The following is a 16,661-nucleotide window of genomic DNA, read 5'->3' on the forward strand; positions in this document are numbered from 1 at the left end:
CGAGTTCCGTACGAGTGACAGCCCCTCAAAGCATCGGAATCGGATAGCCGACAATCGTCCGGAATTCATTCTGGTCACCCTAGGCCTGATCTGCGTTGCCACTTTGCACGCAGCGAATCTGCGTCCCGTTGGAGGCTTGCCCGCGAAGGCGTCATCTCAGGTGATAGAAATATCAACTGGAATACCGATTCGCGGGCCCGCTCGCTCCAACGCGTCTGCACTTAGATCATTTCCGGCAACGAGCGCAGCACCTTGTCCAGGGTGATCGGGTATTCCCGGACCCGGGCGCCGGTGGCGTTGTAGATCGCGTTGGCAATAGTCGCGCTGACCCCGCACAGGCCCAGTTCGCCAGCCCCTTTGGCTTTCATGGGCGAGGATATCGGGTCGGTCTCATCGAGGAAAATCACCTCTTGATGGGGGATATCCGCATGCACCGGCACTTCATAGCTGGCCAGGTCATGGTTGACGAAGAACCCCAACCGCTTGTCCACCGCGAGCTCTTCCATCAGCGCGGCACCGACGCCCATGGTCATCGCGCCGATAACCTGACTGCGCGCCGAAGTCGGATTCAGGATCCGCCCGGCGGCGCAGAGCGCTAAAGCCCAGACGTTGGGTCACGGCCTCGCGCAATTTCACGCAGGCGGCATAGACCCCCGCCGTGGAGCAGTTGGCGCCGAACTGGCCGCCGGAATCGGCCGAAACGGGATAACTGGAGTCACCCAGGCGAACCACCACGTCATCCAGCGTGACGCCCATCATTTCCGCCGCCGTCTGGGCGATGATCGTGTAGCTGCCGGTGCCGATATCGGTCATGTCGGTTTCAACGATGACCGTGCCGTCGCGGTCCAGCCGCACGCGGGCCCCGGATTTCATCAGCGCGTTGTTGCGATAGGCTGCCGCGACGCCCATGCCGATCAGCCAGCGACCTTCGCGCTGCGTCCCGGGCTCGGAGTGGCGTTTGTTCCAGCCGAAACGATCAGCGCCGGTACGCAGGCACTGGATCAGATTGCGCTGGGAAAACGGACGCTCCGGGTTGCCGGGATCGACCTGAGTGTCGTTTATTACCCGGAATTCGATGGGATCAATGCCGAGCTTTTCGGCCATTTCATCCATGGCGATTTCCAGGGTCATCAAGCCGGGCGTTTCGCCGGGGGCGCGCATGGCATTGCCTTCGGGCAAATCCAGGGTGGCCAGGCGCATGGCGGTCAGACGGTTATCCCCGGCATACAGAAACTGGGTCGGCTGCGCGGCCTTTTCGATACCGCCGCCCGCCAGGTCACCTGACCAGCCTTCGTGGGCGATGGCGCTGATCTTGCCGTCCTTGTCCGTGCCAATACGGATGCGCTGGATGGTCGCGGGCCGATGCGTGGTGTTGTTCATCATCTGCGGACGGGCCAGGGCAACCTTCACCGGTCTGCCGGTCAGCTTCGCGCCAAGGGCCGCCAATATCGCATCGGACCTGACAAACAGTTTGCCGCCGAAGCCCTCGCCGATGTACGGCGAGATCAGCCGCACGTTTTCCTTGGGCATGGCCAGGGTGGTCGCGACATCGCCAACGCTCCAGGCGATCATCTGGTTGGAGGTCCACAGGGTGAGTTTGTCGCCTTCCCAAGCCGCCATCGTCGCGTGGGGCTCCATCATGGCGTGGGATTGATCGGGCGTGGTGTAGGTCGCATCGAGTTGGACCGCTGCGGCGCTGAACGCCGTCTCGAAATTTCCGCGACGGGTGTCCGGCATTTCTTCCTTGGGTTCCACTGCCGACGCGCGCGCGGCAGACAGATCGTATTGGCCATTGGCGCGGACATATTCCACGCGCACCAGTTGTGCGGCGCAGCGCGCCTGTTCGAAGGTTTCCGCCACCACCAGCGCGACGGCCTGATGGTAATGCTGAGTCTCCGGACCGGCGAGTAGGTGGGCGGTGTTGTATTTGCCTTTGCCGAGCTTGCCCGAATTGGCCGCTGTGACAATCCCTAGCACGCCGGATGCAGCGTTCGCAGCATCCAGATCGATCGAGGCAATGCGTCCCTTGGCGATGGCTGAGGTCACCACATAGCCATAGGCCTGATCAGGCACGGCCTCGTGTTGTTCATACGCATAAGGCGCGCGGCCTGCATGGGATGCAGCTGGTCCGGGGTGCCAAGACCTTCGATGGTGGTGATTTTCGAGCCCTGGTGCATGACGGCCAGGGTCAGGCACGAATTGATTCGCCTGCCGTTGGCGATCACTGTGCAGGCGCCGCACTGGCCGTGGTCGCAACCTTTCTTGGTGCCCGACAGCTGCAGATGCTCACGCAGCGCATCGAGCAGCGTGGTGCGCGTGTCGAGGTTCATGTCCCGCGCGGTGCCGTTGACGGTCATCGTTATTGTGTTGCTGACCGGGCGTGCCTGATTGGCAGTAGAGGCTTGTGCGGAAATAAAAGGGGGAAGGGCGACCGCCGTAGCGGTCACGGCGCCCACGATAAGAAATTTACGCCGGGTAATCGGCATCAGATCACGGTTGTCCATTAGGTCAATTCCTGTGGAATGATTTAGCGGCGTCTACGCGCCGTTGAACGGTCTCCGGCTTGGCAAATGGAGTGCATCAGGTTATGACTCGACGATTTTTCGATAAGTTTTAGAGGCGTGGCGACATAGAGTCATGAGCAGGAGTCATGAATCCGTAAGAGTGCCGGGAGACAGGGGCGGGGGGTTAAGCGCAGAGGATGTGACGGCGGTTTGTAATATTCCGATGTACAAAGAAGTGTGAAAAGGGGCCTTGTAGGAGAGGACTTGTCCTCGATAGCCAGCCCAGACGACCCTGATCCGCCTGACCCACATGCAGTGCTGCAATGACAGCCATCGAGGACAAGTCCTCTCCCAGAGGCTGGCATAACCTTGGATTGTGTTCCGGCGCGGTCAAGCCTCGCTCCAACGTATCTGCTGATGCCAAACGCCTCACTGACTACCAAACATCGCTGTCCAGTAAATTCCAGCATCGCTTTTCGGGTCGGTCGCATAGGCAGCGCCCAGGTCGCGGTATTGCGGGTTCATCAGGTTGGCGCAGTGGCCAGGGCTTGCCAGCCAGCCATCCAGCACCTTGCGCACTGAATCCTGGCCGGCGGCGATGTTTTCGCCGATCTGTTGCCCGACGTAGCCTGCCAGCTCGGCCCGGTCGCCCGGCGTGCGGCCGTCACGGTCGATGTGATCGAAGAAATTGTTGTTGGCCATGATTCGGCTATGGCTCTGGGCCGCGCTGCCCAAGGTTGCATTCCAGCTCAACGGGGAGGCTGCGGCGAACTCCTGGCCGCCACACTGACGTGGCTGGGTGCGCGCGCGGTTGATCATTTCCAGCAGCTTCTGGCCCTCCGCCTGCCAGTCGCCCAGACGCGCCGCCAGCAGTGGACGCGCCAGGACGATGCGCCAGTCACGGCCTTCGCGGCTGACACCGATATCGACGAATTGCGGGTCCAGCACCACCTGACAGAAGCTTTCCAGCACCACACCCATGGCCGCCTTGGCATCGCGAGGGCCGGAAAGGCTGATCGCCTGCACATTGACCATCGGATAAGTCGCCCGCGCCAGCGCCTTTTGCAGGTCACCGACACTGTTGCCGGACAACACCAGACGCGGATCGCTTACCAGCGGCGGCAACTCAAGGGAAACCTCGTCTGCGCAGCGCTGACCCTGACTGCGGTAGGCATTGATCGAGTCGATCAACTGCGTTTCCTCGCTCGCCACGGCGGAGGTGGCGAGCAACAGCCCGAGCAAAAGCGCTGTCAGACGCAGCGCGGATGAAATGAATCCCATGAACCTCTCCCTTGAGCTGAGTGCGCCTATCATGCGCAATTTTCTCGCATCAGGCACAAAGGGATTTCGCTCAGGCCAAATCGTTCCCCTGAAAAGCCCGCAGACACGAAGATTCAACCGGGTTGGAACAGCTGAGCGCGGGCTTCAGGCGTTCAACACTTCACGCTTAATCCGAGCAGAAACTCGCTGATCGCCTGGTGAATCAGTCGCGGTACCACCAGATGCGCGTTATGCCCGCCGTAAGGCAGCAGCTTGAGTTGAGAGTGGCTGATCAGCGCGGCAATTTCTTCCGAGCAATGGGCGGGGGTGCTCATGTCATCCTGCAAACCCAGCACCAGCGTCGGCGCAGCAATCTGGCTAATGCTTGCCCGGCGGTCATGGGCGAGGCAGGCATCGATGCGCCGCAGCATCACGTCGGTGCCGGGAAAGGCTGCGCATGACGCTTCAAATCCAGCGCTCAGCGCGGCGTCGTTGCGGGCGATCCAGTCCGGCGGGTAAATCCCGATCGGGCCGGTGCGCACGAAGGCCTCGACGCCCAGGCCGGTGAGCATTTCCCGGCGCATGTTCATGACCCGGCAGAAATAAGGCTCCGGCCCGCACCAACTGGCGTAGATCACCAGCCCAGCCACGCGTTCGGGGTGCTCGACCGCTAGCGCTTGGGCCACGGCACCGCCTAGCGAATGGCCGACGATATGCGCGCGGTTGATGTGCAGGCGATCCATCAGCGCCAGCACATCGGCGACCATTTGCTCGACGCTGTAAGGCCCGTCCCAGCCATCACTGGCCCCAAGGCCGCGATGGTCATGGGTAATCACGCGAAACTGGGTGGCCAGTGATGAGACGATGCCGGTCCAGGGGCGCGCCAGGCCGTTGAGTCCCGAGATCAGCAGCAACGGCATGCCGCTTCCAGCGTCTTCGTAATACAAACGGCCCCAGGACAGTTCGGCGCTGGACATGCTTCACTCCTGACCGGCAAGGGTCTTTCAGTGCGTGGTGATGGTCTTCGCGGCCGTATTGTCGGTCAGGTTGTATTTAGCCAGCATTGTCGCGTAGCTGCCGTCTTTGACCGCGTCCTGCAATGCCGCAGAGACCGCGTCGCGCAATTCATGTGACTGTTTTGGGAAACCGGCAACAATAAACAGCGAGCTCAGCGGCTTGCCGATGGTGACATAGGTGCTTTTCTCCAGTGCCATGGTTGCGGGAACTGATTCGCTGCTCTGCACGGCAACATCGACCCGTGCCTGTTTCAGGTCCAGGCGGGCCATGGCGGTACCGTCGGTGGAGTGGACTTCAATGGCCGGTTTGCCCTTGGCGACGCAGTGGGTGTCGCTCCATTTTTTCATTGCCGCATCGAACGCATTACGCCGATTGGCGCCGACTTTCAGGCCGCAAATATCCTCGGCAGTGGCAATGGGTGCGTGACTCGCCAACGCATAAGGCTGCATGCCGGACGTCAGATAAGGCAGATAATCCAGGCGATCCGCAGCCTCAGGCGCATCCAGCAAGCTAAAAGCCATGTCGACGCGGCCGGTCATCAGGGAATTGATTGCCGACTCGTAGGATACGTCCTCCCATTGGATCGCCACGCCGAGACGCTTGCCGACGTAGTTCGCCAGGTCAACATCGATGCCGACCAGTTCGCCGGTTTCCGGGACCTTGGATGCCATGGGCGGAAACCCGGCAAACAAGGCGATTTTCAGGGTTTTGCTGGCCTGGAGACTCGCGGGCAATTTGATCGTTGGATCATCAGTCACTTCTGCTGCGACAGCGTTGGATAACGCCAGCGTAACTGCTGCACTCATTACAAGTTTTTGAAATCGTCGAGATGACATTGACTACCTCATGCACGCAAAAAAGGATTGGCCGGATGAGACGGCGCAATAGGCAATTCGGGTGGTACAAGGCGGTATTCAAAATAGTGCAGCGGTGGTGTCAGCTCTAGGACTGTTTATGTTTAACACAAGGTGTAAACGGCAGTGGCGACAAGGCTTAATAAAGCGCCTTATTTGTATAAAAGTATCAACGGGCGGGCAATTCACCATTGTTTATATTGAATATTTGGCAAGGCAATAAAGCAGCAGAAACCGGGTTGTGGGAGCCAACTTGTTGGCGAGGTGCAGCGTCGGTACGCTGCTTCGCGAGCAAGCTTGCTCCCCCAATAAGTTCGTGCCCTAAACCAGATACTTGCGGAACCAGTCCAGGGTTCTGTCCCAGGCCAGTTTGGCGGCGGCTTCGTCGTAGCGAGGCGTGGAATCATTGTGGAATCCATGATTGGCGCCTGGGTAAATATAAGCTTCATAGGTTTTGCCAGCGGCTTTCAAGGACTTTTCATACGCTGGCCAGCCTTCATTGATGCGTGTGTCCAGTTCTCCGTAGTGCAGCAGCAGCGGAGCCTTGATCCTCGCAACATCGTCAGCTTTGGGCTGACGTCCGTAAAACGGTACAGCCGCCGCCAGCTCGGGGTAGGCCACCGCAGCGGCATTGGCGACGCCGCCGCCGTAGCAGAACCCGGTGATGCCGATTTTCCCTGTGGTGGAATCATTCGCCATCAGCCATTCAATGGCGGCGAAGAAATCATTCATGAGTTTTTCCGGATCAACCTTTTCCTGCAGTTCGCGGCCTTTGTCGTCGTTGCCGGGGTAGCCGCCGACCGAGGAAAGGCCGTCCGGCGCCAGGGCGATGAACCCGGCCTTCGCCACGCGCCGTGCGACGTCTTCAATGTAGGGGTTGAGCCCGCGATTCTCATGTACGACGACCACGCCCGGCACTTTGCCGCTGGCTTTGGTCGGGCGCACCAGGTACCCCCGCACATGGCCATGCCCCTTGGGAGATGGATAGGAAATGTACTCGGCGACGATATCGGGATCGGTGAATTCCACCTGTTGCGCCAGCGCGTAGTTGGGGCTCAAGGCGCTGAGCATGGCGCCAGCCGTCAGCCCCGCCAACGTGAACGCCGCCGCGCGGTCGAGAAACTCCCGGCGGTTGATCTTGCCATGGGCGTAGAAGTCGTAAAGTTCGAGCAGTTCCGGGGAAAAATCTTTCGCGGTGAGACGTTCCATCTACTGCTCTCCTTGGGCGGGTGTCGCCTTATTAAAGCAATGTTTGCGGTAACGGCCAATAAAGTCAGACGGGTATGATGGGCGCATCCAGCCTTTCCGGAGCCACAATCGCGCATGTCCATCGTCACCCGCTATGAAACGCCACCACCAGAGGCCATCAACAGTCAGATCATGCAAATGGTGGTCGATTACGTGACCGATATCAGCATGGTCGCCATCGCGCCCAGCAATCCGCTGTACAACCTCTATCAATACGGCATTGGCTACGAAGTGCATTTGTACTTGCAGGCGATGGACGGTTCCCGGGGCATACCGGTTGAATTGATCGTCGCTACGGACGAACAGGAGCCGGAAACCGTGATCGGGTTTCTGCTGTATTTGCCGGTGCAGGACGATCCTCAAGCCTGTGCAGTGGCCTACATGGCGGTGCAGGCCAGACATCGTCATCAGGGCGTCGCGCGCGCGATGTTGCAGACAGTGCTCAGCCGATATCCCCATGCTGAACTGGCGTGTTTCATTGCCAAAGTGCCGTATTTCGAGGCGCTGGGCTTTCAGGTAGTGGGCGCGCGCGGCCCGCAGGTATTGATGAACACACGCGACCATGGCACCGACGGCCTGCTGGCGGTGCTGGATATCGCGCCGATCTACAACTCGCTGGAAGTGCGGCAGATTCACACCTACTTGCTGCAACAACATGGCAAGCGGGCGATGGTCGATGCCGAGAAACAGCGTGACCGGCATCTGGACCAGATGACCCGACAGGCGCGGGCATTCGTCCAGGAGCGTCTTGGCGATGCGGCTGTGCAGAACCCGCTGCCGGGGCCGCGATTGGTCTAGATGTCAGCCCGCGCTGGCGTCTGGTCAGGCAATTTCTCGCCGAAAATTGTCCACCTATACTCAACGCTGCGTGGCTAAAACCCATCCGGGCGGGTAGGGCTCACACGCATTCAACCTTGCAGGAGATCGCAATTTTGAATCTGCGCTCCGTAAGCATTGCCTTGATCGTTGGCCTGGTGCTGCTGCTGACGGGCTGCGCAACCGCACCGCTTGCCCCGCCAGCGCCGCCGATTGTGATTTCGCAGAACACCTGGCGGCAGGTCGACGTAGAGATCATTGCCGCATCGCAGGATGCGGCCGGACAGGCCGGTGTTTACGCCCGTGGTTCCATGGACCATTGGCGTCTGCGGGTATACGAGCAGACTGAAGAGGCGTTCATTCCGTGGTTCAGCAGCTACTGGACCCAGGAATGGCTGGCCATGAAAGTCGGTTGGTATAGCATGAGCGCGGGGGACGATCAGGATGCTTCGGCGAATCGATTGGCGGTTTATCTGCAGGAACAGTATCGCGGTCGCGTTCTCGCGCCGGTCGCGGTGGAGATTGATCCGGACGCGATCATGCAGGAATCGACGCAGTTCTATGTGCAGCTGCTGGGCCAGCACTTTCAACGCATCGCTCAGCGCCATGGCGTACCGGCCGAGCAAATGAACCAGCATCTGAATGGCGTGCTGGCGATCACCCTCGGTCCTCCGCCACCGCGCAATGCCTCGCTGTATCAGCTGGTTCGTTCCGTGCCACTGACGGTGCTTCCTGCCTGGCTTGCATTGCAGGACAAGATTCACACGGCCAGGGTTCAGTCATCCCAGGAAGCCATGGCCTCCGTCGCCAAGCGCACGAGTGAAAAGCTCCAGGCACAGTTTGCCAGCCGGGGCGTAGCCAGTGCTGCGGCAGCGGCGGCCGGGCGGGTAGCTGGCTTGCTGATTTCCGTGGGCGTGGCGGGATATCGCGCAATGGCTCACGAAAGTGACCGAGCGGAAATGGAAGCCCAACTGCGGCACAACCTGGGCACCGCTTTCGACGGTGCATGGCTGGGCATCATGAAGAACCGGGAGACCGGCGTCATGGCGGCGGTCTATTACTTGTCCGGACAGATCGAAACAAATCTGGCGGCGCGTCCTGCGCTGTCAGCTACGGTTTATTCACCACCCAAACAGCACGAGCGTCAGTAGCCATTCAACCTGAGACCGTGATGATGCGAAAACTCTGGAAACGTTATGTGCACCAGCTGGACCTGGACCTGAATACCAAGATCTTTGACAACGTCAAGAATCTGCTGGTCTGCGCCTTGTTGTTCGCGGCGGGGACCAATGTCCTGCGTTCTCAACATGAAGTGTTCATGGGGCTTGCGGGGGCGACTATTTCCGGGTGGGTGTTGATCGGGATTTCCGCGCTGCTGATGCTGCTCAACATCAGTGACGGCCTGAACCGGCTAGCGAGGCTTCCCCATCATCGGGCGGTGCAAGTGATTTTCTGCGTGGTGTATCTGATCCTGGCATTTCGCATGGTGGAGATTGTCTGGGATTTTCGGGCTGAGTGAGGTGCTGGTCAGAATCGGGTGGCACCAACAACTAATGGCGCCACCTGCAAAATCGCCTCGCACTGTAGATACCGTCTTGACCCTCATCGCGCTTGCACGATGAGGGTCAAGACGGTATCTACAAAGGACTGCCAGAACCGGCACCTTCCCGGATAAATCTGGTCCCACAAAGTATTGAGAATCTGTTGGAGCGAGGCTTGCCCGCGAATCGGCCGTAGGAGCGACTTTAGTCGCGAAGGCGTCAATTGCCCTCCCGGCTAAAGNGAGGCTTGCCCGCGAATCGGCCGTAGGAGCGACTTTAGTCGCGAAGGCGTCAATTGCCCTCCCGGCTAAAGCCGGTCCTACAGCAAGCCTCCAACGGGCGTGCGAGTTTCAGTGTCAAGTCAGCCGCGTCGCTGTAGGAGCCAACTTGTTGGCGAGACATTGGCCCCCAATGAATTCCACACAGCGTTCGCGCTACGCCTGCTGCGCGGCAGCCTCTAAAAATCCCACCTGGTGGTCAGCATCAGATTGCGCGGCTCGCCGTAGTAGGTGGTATCGAAGTTGCCCAGGCCGGTCAGTTCCAGTTCCACGCCTTTGGTGGTCGCGCCGTCGATGGCTTTGTAGATGCCCGGCCACCAGTTCATGCTCGCGACCCCCGAGGGTGAAAGGGCCGGTGATGTTCACGGTACCCTCGGTGGTTTCCCCCTTCCAGCACGGCCACATCAACATCGCGTTTATCACTGCGCACGCTGAACACAGTCCCAATGTCGCGGACCTCGACGCCTTGGCTGCGCACGATGAAAGGCGTGTCGGCATGTACCACGCTGAACAGCGCCTGGCCCTCGAACAGTTCCGGCTGGCGGCTGCGCAGGCTCCGTTCAATACGCAGATGCGTACCGGAATCCACGGTGACCTGGCTGCCATCACGAAGCTGAAGTTGTTGCCGAGTGCCTTTGGCGACCCACACGTCTTCGGTCTGCCAGGCAGGATCGACTTTCCAGACCGCGCCCAGCAGCGCCAGAGTCAATAATCCCGCGCCCAGCGCAGTGCGGGTCCTGCGCCGACGCTGGGAAAACGCCTTGGCTTCGTTGAGCAGGGCTTCCCTGGAGGGCACCTGATCGCGCAGCGCGTCGGCAAAGGGGGGCAGAGTCGCCCGGTTGAATATCATCTTGCGCAAAAAAGCCAAAGGCTGGATGACAGGGCTCCTGTGGCGGTTTCTCCAGCACCTGGACGCAGACATCGTGAACCAGATCCCGGGCGAACTGCCGACCCTTGAAGCGTTGCCGGATGTGCTCGATCAAGTCATCGTAATGAAGTGCCAGCGCAGTCATCAGACAATCGTTGGGGGAGGTTTCGTGCATGAGAAACGGTAGAGGCTAGTTTGAGAATGAGTCGCATTATGCACGCGGATCGCTTCATGCCCACGCCCCGCAGCAATAAACAGTGGCCCAGCAAAGCCCGGGCATCATTCGTTCAATTGATAGTGACCATCAAATATTGCGAGTTCTGTTTTTTTGGCAAAGGAGGAGGATAGCGTCATACCAACCTGCTTCTGCCGGAAGCTTTTGAAGGAATGCGCGCGATGAGAATTTCAACCCTGCTGGCTCTTGTCGCCGTATTGACCGGTGGCGCTGCTGTCGCTGCACCTTCCTACGCTGCCGACGCGCAGTCCTGCCATTTGCTGCCGGTGGCCAACAGCGCGGCGAGCTTGCAGCATTCCCAGTCAGTGGGCGTTCTCTACAGCGAAAACACCGTCAGCAACCTGGCTTACCTTGAGCAATATCACTCAGTCGCCGTGAAAGGTCAGAAGAGCGGCGTGCTGGATCCGCGGATCAGCTCGGCGTTCATCGACAGTTCAGATCCGCAACTGGCAATCGGCTGGCTCAAAGAGTCGCTGGACACGGAATTTGCCACGGTCACCGTCTACAAGGATCTCGATACGCTGGTGCAGGCCGGGCCAGATGTGGTGGTGATGCTCGACACCTATAACCAACTGGTCACTCAACGCAATACGCAGGTCGAAGCGCGCTACGTTGCCAGGTTTTACGACGCGAACCTGCAATACATCGGCAAGGCTGAAGGTTATGGTGCCAGGCAGATGTCCTCGGTATGGGTTCACGACAAGGCCGCTGCGGAGATTGCCGCGCAAGTGGACCAGCAACGAGAGCTGCAAGTGAACGCACTGAAACAGTTCGACGCATCTTTGAGGGCGCTGGTAACCTCCGGCCAGGTGGCGAGTAATTGACAGGGCAGAGCATGGATTCCCTCGACGACGTGCCGGGTCAGCCCGCCAGTCATGTATACCGGGCCAGTCGACAGGTCTGATCAGCGGGAAAACCTCTTCGCCCCCGCAACGCAGAGGATCACCGCAAGGCAAACCCCGAGCATGCCGATACTGACCTGTTCGTGCAGCAGTGTGGCCGCCAGGGTCAGGCCGAAGAATGGCTGGAGCAGCTGAAGCTGGCCGACTGCGGCGATCCCGCCCTGGGCCAGCCCGCGATACCAGAACACGAAGCCGATCAGCATGCTGAACACCGAGACGTAGCCCAGGCTAAGCCACGCTGGCAGATCGATGCCCGAAAATGACGGCGGGCTCAAGGCCCACGCCAGCGGCGCCATGACCGGCAGGGCCAGCACCAAGGCCCAGCAGATCACTTGCCAACCGCCCAATGTCTTTGAAAGCCTGGCCCCTTCGGCATAGCCCAGCCCGCAGGCGAGGATCGCCAGTAACATCAGAATGTCGCCTGCTGGCGCGACGCTGAGGCCTTGAGACACGGCAAATCCCACCACCAGCGCGCTGCCCAGCACTGAAAACAACCAGAACACTGGACGCGGGCGTTCGCCGCCGCGCAATACACCAAACACCGCCGTGGCCAGCGGCAACAGGCCGACGAAAACAATGGAATGCGCTGAAGTTACGTATTGCAGCGCCAGCGCCGTCAGCAATGGAAAACCGACCACCACGCCCATTGCCACGATTGCCAGGGGCACGAGCTGATGGGTGGCCGGTCGCCGCTGTCGCAACAGCATCAGCAGGCCAAGCGCCAATACGCCGGCAATGTTTGCCCGTGCCACGGTCAGGAACACCGGGTCGAATTGCATGACCGCCAGGCGTGTTGCGGGCAACGAGCCACTGAAGATGACGACGCCAATCAGGCCGTTGAGCCATCCGCTGGCAGGTTTGGTGTCGGCATGGATTGCCGGGTTTGAGGTCTGTTGCATAGCGCTTCACTCACTGTGGTCGGGGTATTGCCGGTTGCGTCTGGCCATCGTATGGCTGAAGATCATGACAATCAAAAAATCGTCATGGATACATCTTCATATGGCCCGCGCTCGTTACAAAACCCTGGTGGATGCATTCGCTGCCGACATTCGCTCGGGCGCGTTGCCGCCCGGTACCCGCTTGCCCACGCACCGGGAACTGGCGGCTCGCGAGGGACTGGCGCTGGTGACGGCGTCCAGGGTCTATGCCGAGCTGGAGACCATGGGTTTGATCAGCGGCGAAACGGGGCGGGGTACCTTTGTCCGGGAAACGGCGTTGCCGCCGGGGCGCGGCATTGATCAGCAGGAAGTGGCGGCTGGCATGCTGGATCTCAGTTTCAATTACCCGTCACTGCCCGGTCAGGTTGAGCTGTTGCGCGGTGCGCTGCGGCAATTGGCGGTGGCGGGGGATCTGGAAGCACTGCTGCGCTATCAGCCCCACGCCGGCCGTCTGCACGAGCGCGCGTGTCTGGCGCGTCATCTGACCGGTCGTGGCTTGGCGGTCGCCGCTGAACAGCTGCTGATTGTCAGCGGCGCTCAACACGGTTTGGCTATCACCGTCATGGCGCTGTTCAAGCCGGGGGATGTGATTGCCGTCGACGCGCTCACGTACCCCGGATTCAAGGTGGTTGCGGACGCGCATCGTCTGGAGCTGGTGTCGATCCCGATAACAGACCGGGAGCCTGATCTGGATGCGCTTGAAACCTTGTGCGCCAGGCGTCGGGTCAAGGCGGTCTACAGCATGCCGACGCTGCATAACCCCATGGGCTGGGTGTTGGATCTGGCCTGGCGCGAACGACTGGTCGGTATTGCCCGACAGCACGGACTGTTGCTGATCGAGGATGCCGCCTATGCCTTTCTCGCAGAGAACCCGCCGGCGCCTTTGGCGACATTGGCAGCGGAGTTGACGGTGTACGTCTCCGGCTTCTCGAAAAACCTCGCCACAGGTTTGCGCGTTGGCTTTGTTGTCACGCCGCTGGATTGGGTGCCACTGTTCGAACGAGCGATAAGAGCGACGACCTGGAATACCCCCGGCGTCATGACTGCACTGGTCTGTGGCTGGATCGAGGATGGCACCGTCGCCCGGCTCGAAATTGAGAAGCGCGAGGATGCATCGACCCGGCAGGCGATTGCCAGAAAGGTGCTGGCTGGTCTGCGCTGCATCGGTCACCCCAACTCTTATTTTCTCTGGCTGCCGCTGCCGGAGGAGGTCCGCGCTGATCAGGTCACCGCTGCCCTGTTGCGGGCCAATGTCGCGGTGTCGACGGCTGAGTCTTTTGTCGCGTCTGGCCCTGTACCCCACGCGATTCGGCTGGCATTGGGTTCCGTCGACTTGCCGCTGCTTGAGGTGGCGCTCACTGAAGTCCGGCAGGTGATTGGGCAGTACGCCTATTGAGTGGCCCGGTTGAGCCACTCGCGAAGCGCCTGAAAAAGATCAGATAGCGCTGCTGTAGCGGCGGCTGGTCACCCAGCAGATTGCCAGCGCAATGATCGCCACCAGGCCGCCGACAAAGCCGACCCAGGCCGCGCCCAGATGATGGACCACGATGCTGCCCAACAACGCACCACCGCCGATGCCAATGTTGTAGATGGCCGAGTGCAGCGCGGTGGCGACGTCGGTTGCGTCCGGCGCCATACGAATCACCTGGGATTGCATCTGCACGCCAAAACACAGCATCGCCAGGCCCCAAACCGCAAAGACTGCAACCAGCGCATAGACGCTCAACGATGCCCAGAACATCAAGCCCAGGCACAGGCATAAACAGCCAATCGCGATGTGGGTCAGGGTCGCCGGGAAGCGCGTGTGCAAGACGCTGAAGAAAATCGAACCAAGCAATCCAGCCAGACCGAACAACAGCAGCAGCCAGGTGGTGGTCGATTGGCTGAAGCCGCCCACCGACTGCACGAACGACTCGATGTAGGTGTAGGCGGTGAAGTTGGCGGTCACCACCAGCGCGGTGATGACATACAGCGACACCAGAGCCGGACGCTTGAAGAGCAGAGGCAGGCTGGTCAGGCTGCCGCTGTTCTGGCTCGGCAATAGCGGCAACTTCTTGGCCAGCAAAAACCAGATCAGACAGGCCACCAGCGCGATGGCGACAAAGGTTGCGCGCCAGCCCATGCCTTCACCCAACAGACGGCCAATCGGGATGCCGAGCACCATCGCCAGGGACGAGCCCATGGCCAGGATGCTCAGCGCGCGGCCATGATTGGCGGCCGGCGCCAGGCGCACGGCGAGGGATGCGGTAATCGACCAGAACACCGAGTGCGCCAGGGCAATACAGATACGGCTGATCACCACGATGGTGAAACTGGGCGCAAGGCTGAGGATGATATGGCTGGCGATCAGCGTGCCGATGGCCACTTTGAGCAACAGACGCCGCTCGACGTTACGGGTCAGCAGCATCATCGGCAGCGACATCAGGGACACGGTCCAGGCATAGACCGTCAACATCGGCCCCACTTGCGCCGGGGTCATGCCGAAGCTGCTGGCGATGGCGCTCAACAAGCCCACCGGAGCGAACTCGGTGGTGATGAAGATGAACGCAGCGACGGCCAGCGTGCAGACACTGATCCAGCTGGTAGGTTGCGCGTCGGCAGTTGTAGTCATGAAACCTCGCAAAAATTAGGTACGGCGGGCGACATTAAACCAGCTCTTTCTTCATGTGGCGTTCGATCTGTTCCAGGGACTTGCCCTTGGTTTCCGGCAGACAGAAGAACACGAACAGCAAAGAGCCAACGTTGATCACCGCGAAGACAAAAAAGGTTGGATTACCCAGCGCTGCCAGTGCCATTGGAAAGGTAAAGGCAACCGCCGCATTGAACAGCCATTGCATCGACACAGCAGTGCCGGTCAGCAGGCCGCGAACCTGCATCGGGAACAGTTCCGACATCAACAACCAGTACACCGGCGCGATACACATCTGCATGAATAACAGAAACAGCAGAATGCAGGCGAGGGCGGCGTAGCTCTGGGTCAGGTTCTGCGGCATGAATGTCATCACGCAACCCAGCGCAACCTGCGCTATAACCACCATCACCAGGCCGGTCATCAGCAGATGACGGCGCCCGAAGCGGCCGATGGCCCAGATTCCCAGCAGCGTTGCGATCACCGAGACGATGCCGTTGCCGATGGTGGCGGTCAGCGCAGCATTGGTGCCCATTCCGGTGCTCTTGAGAATGATCGGCGTGTAGTACATGAAGGCGTTGACCCCGGTGAACTGGGCGGTGAAACCCAGGCCGATGCCAATCAGCAGCAGCTTGATCACCCAGCCCTGGCGCAGCAGTTCGCCAACCGGCGGGCGTTTGCGGACCTGTTGGTGCTGGGCTTTCATGTCCTCGACTTCGCTCTGGGCATCCTCAGGGCTGTCACGGAGTTTTTCCAGCACGTCCTTGGCTTCATCGAAGCGGCCCTTGGACGCCAGCCAGTGTGGCGAGGCCGGCACAAAGAAGGTTCCCACCAGCAGCAGAATCCCCGGCACCATGGCGATGGCCAGCATGTAGCGCCAGATCCCCGGAACTTGTACCAGCGCGGCCAGCAGGGCGCTGAGCGCGTAGGCGAGCAGTTGGCCGCTGACGATCATCAGTTCGTTGCGGCTGACCAGACGTCCGCGTCGTTTCGGGCCGGCGATCTCGGCGATGAACACCGGAACCGTGGCCGAACCGCCACCCACCGCGATGCCCAGCAGGAAGCGCGCGGCAACCATGAACGGAATCGACGGCGCAATGGCCGTGCACAAGGCGCCGGCGATGAACAGCAACGACAACAACCGCAGCGTCAGGCGCCGCCCGAAACGGTCGGATACATAGCCGCTGCCCAGCGAACCGAAGGCGGCGCCGATGATCAGCGAGGAAGTGACCAAACCCTCGGTGACGGCATTCAGACCCAGCCCGCCCTGGTCTACTGGCAGCGTCATGAACGGCAAGGCACCGGCGATGATGCCGGTGTCGTAGCCGAAGGCAAGCGCGCCCATGGTGGCGACGAGTACGGAAATAAAGATCAACCGTTTTGACGACGTGTTTTGCCCGGCCTGTTCATGGCGGGCTGAGGAAGTAGTGCTCGAAGACATGAACTGCAAAATCCTGTGGTCGATCTGAAGGGAAGCGAAGAAGGAACGTTGCTGCGGGACGACATGAATGACTGCAATGAGACCTTTTTCACGCCGGTTTCAGGGTCTGGCACGTGAATGCTGGCCAGCT

The 16,661-nt window shown here is 60.2% G+C and carries 15 protein-coding genes and 2 pseudogenes; 6 read left to right on the top strand and 11 right to left on the bottom strand.

Annotated features, from left to right (window positions below):
• Positions 1-221: 221 nt before the first annotated feature.
• From AFK24_RS04670 to yghX, 6 genes and pseudogenes are all read right to left on the bottom strand, one after another.
• Positions 222-2,109, bottom strand: a pseudogene (locus AFK24_RS04670) (molybdopterin cofactor-binding domain-containing protein); the annotation flags it as partial.
• Positions 2,103-2,486 (bottom strand): annotated as a pseudogene (locus tag AFK24_RS04675) (2Fe-2S iron-sulfur cluster-binding protein); the annotation flags it as partial. The pseudogenes AFK24_RS04675 and AFK24_RS04670, both read right to left, overlap by 7 nt.
• Before the next feature lie 447 nt (positions 2,487-2,933).
• Positions 2,934-3,785: a CAP domain-containing protein gene (locus AFK24_RS04680; protein ID WP_065832133.1), complete on the bottom strand. Its 852-nt coding sequence runs from the start codon at positions 3,783-3,785 to the stop codon at positions 2,934-2,936.
• Between the two features lie 152 nt (positions 3,786-3,937).
• Entirely contained in the window at positions 3,938-4,741 is an 804-nt protein-coding gene (locus AFK24_RS04685) for an alpha/beta fold hydrolase (RefSeq protein ID WP_065832134.1), read from the bottom strand.
• Between the two features lie 27 nt (positions 4,742-4,768).
• Positions 4,769-5,587: a transporter substrate-binding domain-containing protein gene (locus tag AFK24_RS04690; protein WP_170826288.1), complete on the bottom strand. Its 819-nt coding sequence runs from the start codon at positions 5,585-5,587 to the stop codon at positions 4,769-4,771.
• A 369-nt stretch (positions 5,588-5,956) separates the two neighbouring features.
• Positions 5,957-6,844, bottom strand: coding sequence for a YghX family hydrolase (gene yghX / locus AFK24_RS04695; RefSeq protein ID WP_065832136.1), 888 nt, complete (start codon positions 6,842-6,844; stop codon positions 5,957-5,959).
• Positions 6,845-6,958: 114 nt separating this feature from the next.
• Between yghX and AFK24_RS04700 the strand changes: the two genes are divergently transcribed.
• The 3 genes from AFK24_RS04700 to AFK24_RS04710 all read left to right on the top strand — a co-directional run bounded on the left by AFK24_RS04700 (position 6,959) and on the right by AFK24_RS04710 (position 9,218).
• Entirely contained in the window at positions 6,959-7,681 is a 723-nt protein-coding gene (locus AFK24_RS04700) for a GNAT family N-acetyltransferase (RefSeq protein ID WP_065832137.1), read from the top strand.
• Between the two features lie 134 nt (positions 7,682-7,815).
• Positions 7,816-8,850, top strand: a complete 1,035-nt coding sequence (locus AFK24_RS04705; RefSeq protein WP_065832138.1) for a hypothetical protein — start codon at positions 7,816-7,818, stop codon at positions 8,848-8,850.
• A gap of 23 nt (positions 8,851-8,873) precedes the next feature.
• Positions 8,874-9,218 (top strand): hypothetical protein, encoded by a 345-nt coding sequence (locus AFK24_RS04710; protein ID WP_065832447.1) that lies wholly within the window; start codon positions 8,874-8,876, stop codon positions 9,216-9,218.
• 479 nt (positions 9,219-9,697) lie between these two features.
• Here AFK24_RS04710 and AFK24_RS30515 read toward each other — a convergent pair whose 3' ends face one another.
• Together AFK24_RS30515 and AFK24_RS04715 are read right to left on the bottom strand one after the other, a co-directional pair.
• Entirely contained in the window at positions 9,698-9,844 is a 147-nt protein-coding gene (locus tag AFK24_RS30515; protein WP_170826289.1) for a hypothetical protein, read from the bottom strand.
• The gene (locus AFK24_RS04715) at positions 9,841-10,368 is read right to left on the bottom strand and encodes a FecR domain-containing protein (RefSeq protein ID WP_240500350.1); all 528 of its coding nucleotides are present in this window, start codon (positions 10,366-10,368) and stop codon (positions 9,841-9,843) included. Before AFK24_RS04715 ends, AFK24_RS30515 begins: the two co-directional genes overlap by 4 nt.
• Before the next feature lie 73 nt (positions 10,369-10,441).
• Between AFK24_RS04715 and AFK24_RS31800 the strand changes: the two genes are divergently transcribed.
• Both AFK24_RS31800 and AFK24_RS04725 read left to right on the top strand, forming a co-directional pair.
• Entirely contained in the window at positions 10,442-10,573 is a 132-nt protein-coding gene (locus tag AFK24_RS31800) for a hypothetical protein (protein ID WP_276204939.1), read from the top strand.
• A gap of 209 nt (positions 10,574-10,782) precedes the next feature.
• A complete protein-coding gene (locus tag AFK24_RS04725; protein WP_065832140.1) occupies positions 10,783-11,445 on the top strand; it encodes an ATPase in 663 nt (220 codons plus the stop codon).
• Between the two features lie 80 nt (positions 11,446-11,525).
• Here AFK24_RS04725 and AFK24_RS04730 read toward each other — a convergent pair whose 3' ends face one another.
• Complete coding sequence (locus tag AFK24_RS04730) at positions 11,526-12,422, bottom strand: DMT family transporter (protein ID WP_065832141.1); 897 nt, start codon at positions 12,420-12,422, stop codon at positions 11,526-11,528.
• Positions 12,423-12,522: 100 nt separating this feature from the next.
• On the opposite strand from AFK24_RS04730, the gene AFK24_RS04735 reads away from it, so the two are divergent.
• Positions 12,523-13,857 (top strand): PLP-dependent aminotransferase family protein, encoded by a 1,335-nt coding sequence (locus AFK24_RS04735; RefSeq protein WP_065832142.1) that lies wholly within the window; start codon positions 12,523-12,525, stop codon positions 13,855-13,857.
• A gap of 39 nt (positions 13,858-13,896) precedes the next feature.
• Here AFK24_RS04735 and AFK24_RS04740 read toward each other — a convergent pair whose 3' ends face one another.
• Positions 13,897-15,072, bottom strand: a complete 1,176-nt coding sequence (locus AFK24_RS04740) for a sugar transporter (RefSeq protein WP_065832143.1) — start codon at positions 15,070-15,072, stop codon at positions 13,897-13,899.
• Positions 15,073-15,106: 34 nt separating this feature from the next.
• A complete protein-coding gene (locus tag AFK24_RS04745) occupies positions 15,107-16,531 on the bottom strand; it encodes a sugar porter family MFS transporter (protein ID WP_065832144.1) in 1,425 nt (474 codons plus the stop codon).
• Between the last annotated feature and the right edge of the window lie 130 nt (positions 16,532-16,661).

The sequence above is a fragment of the Pseudomonas syringae genome (assembly GCF_001698815.1).
Classification (GTDB): Bacteria; Pseudomonadota; Gammaproteobacteria; order Pseudomonadales; family Pseudomonadaceae; genus Aquipseudomonas; species Aquipseudomonas syringae_A.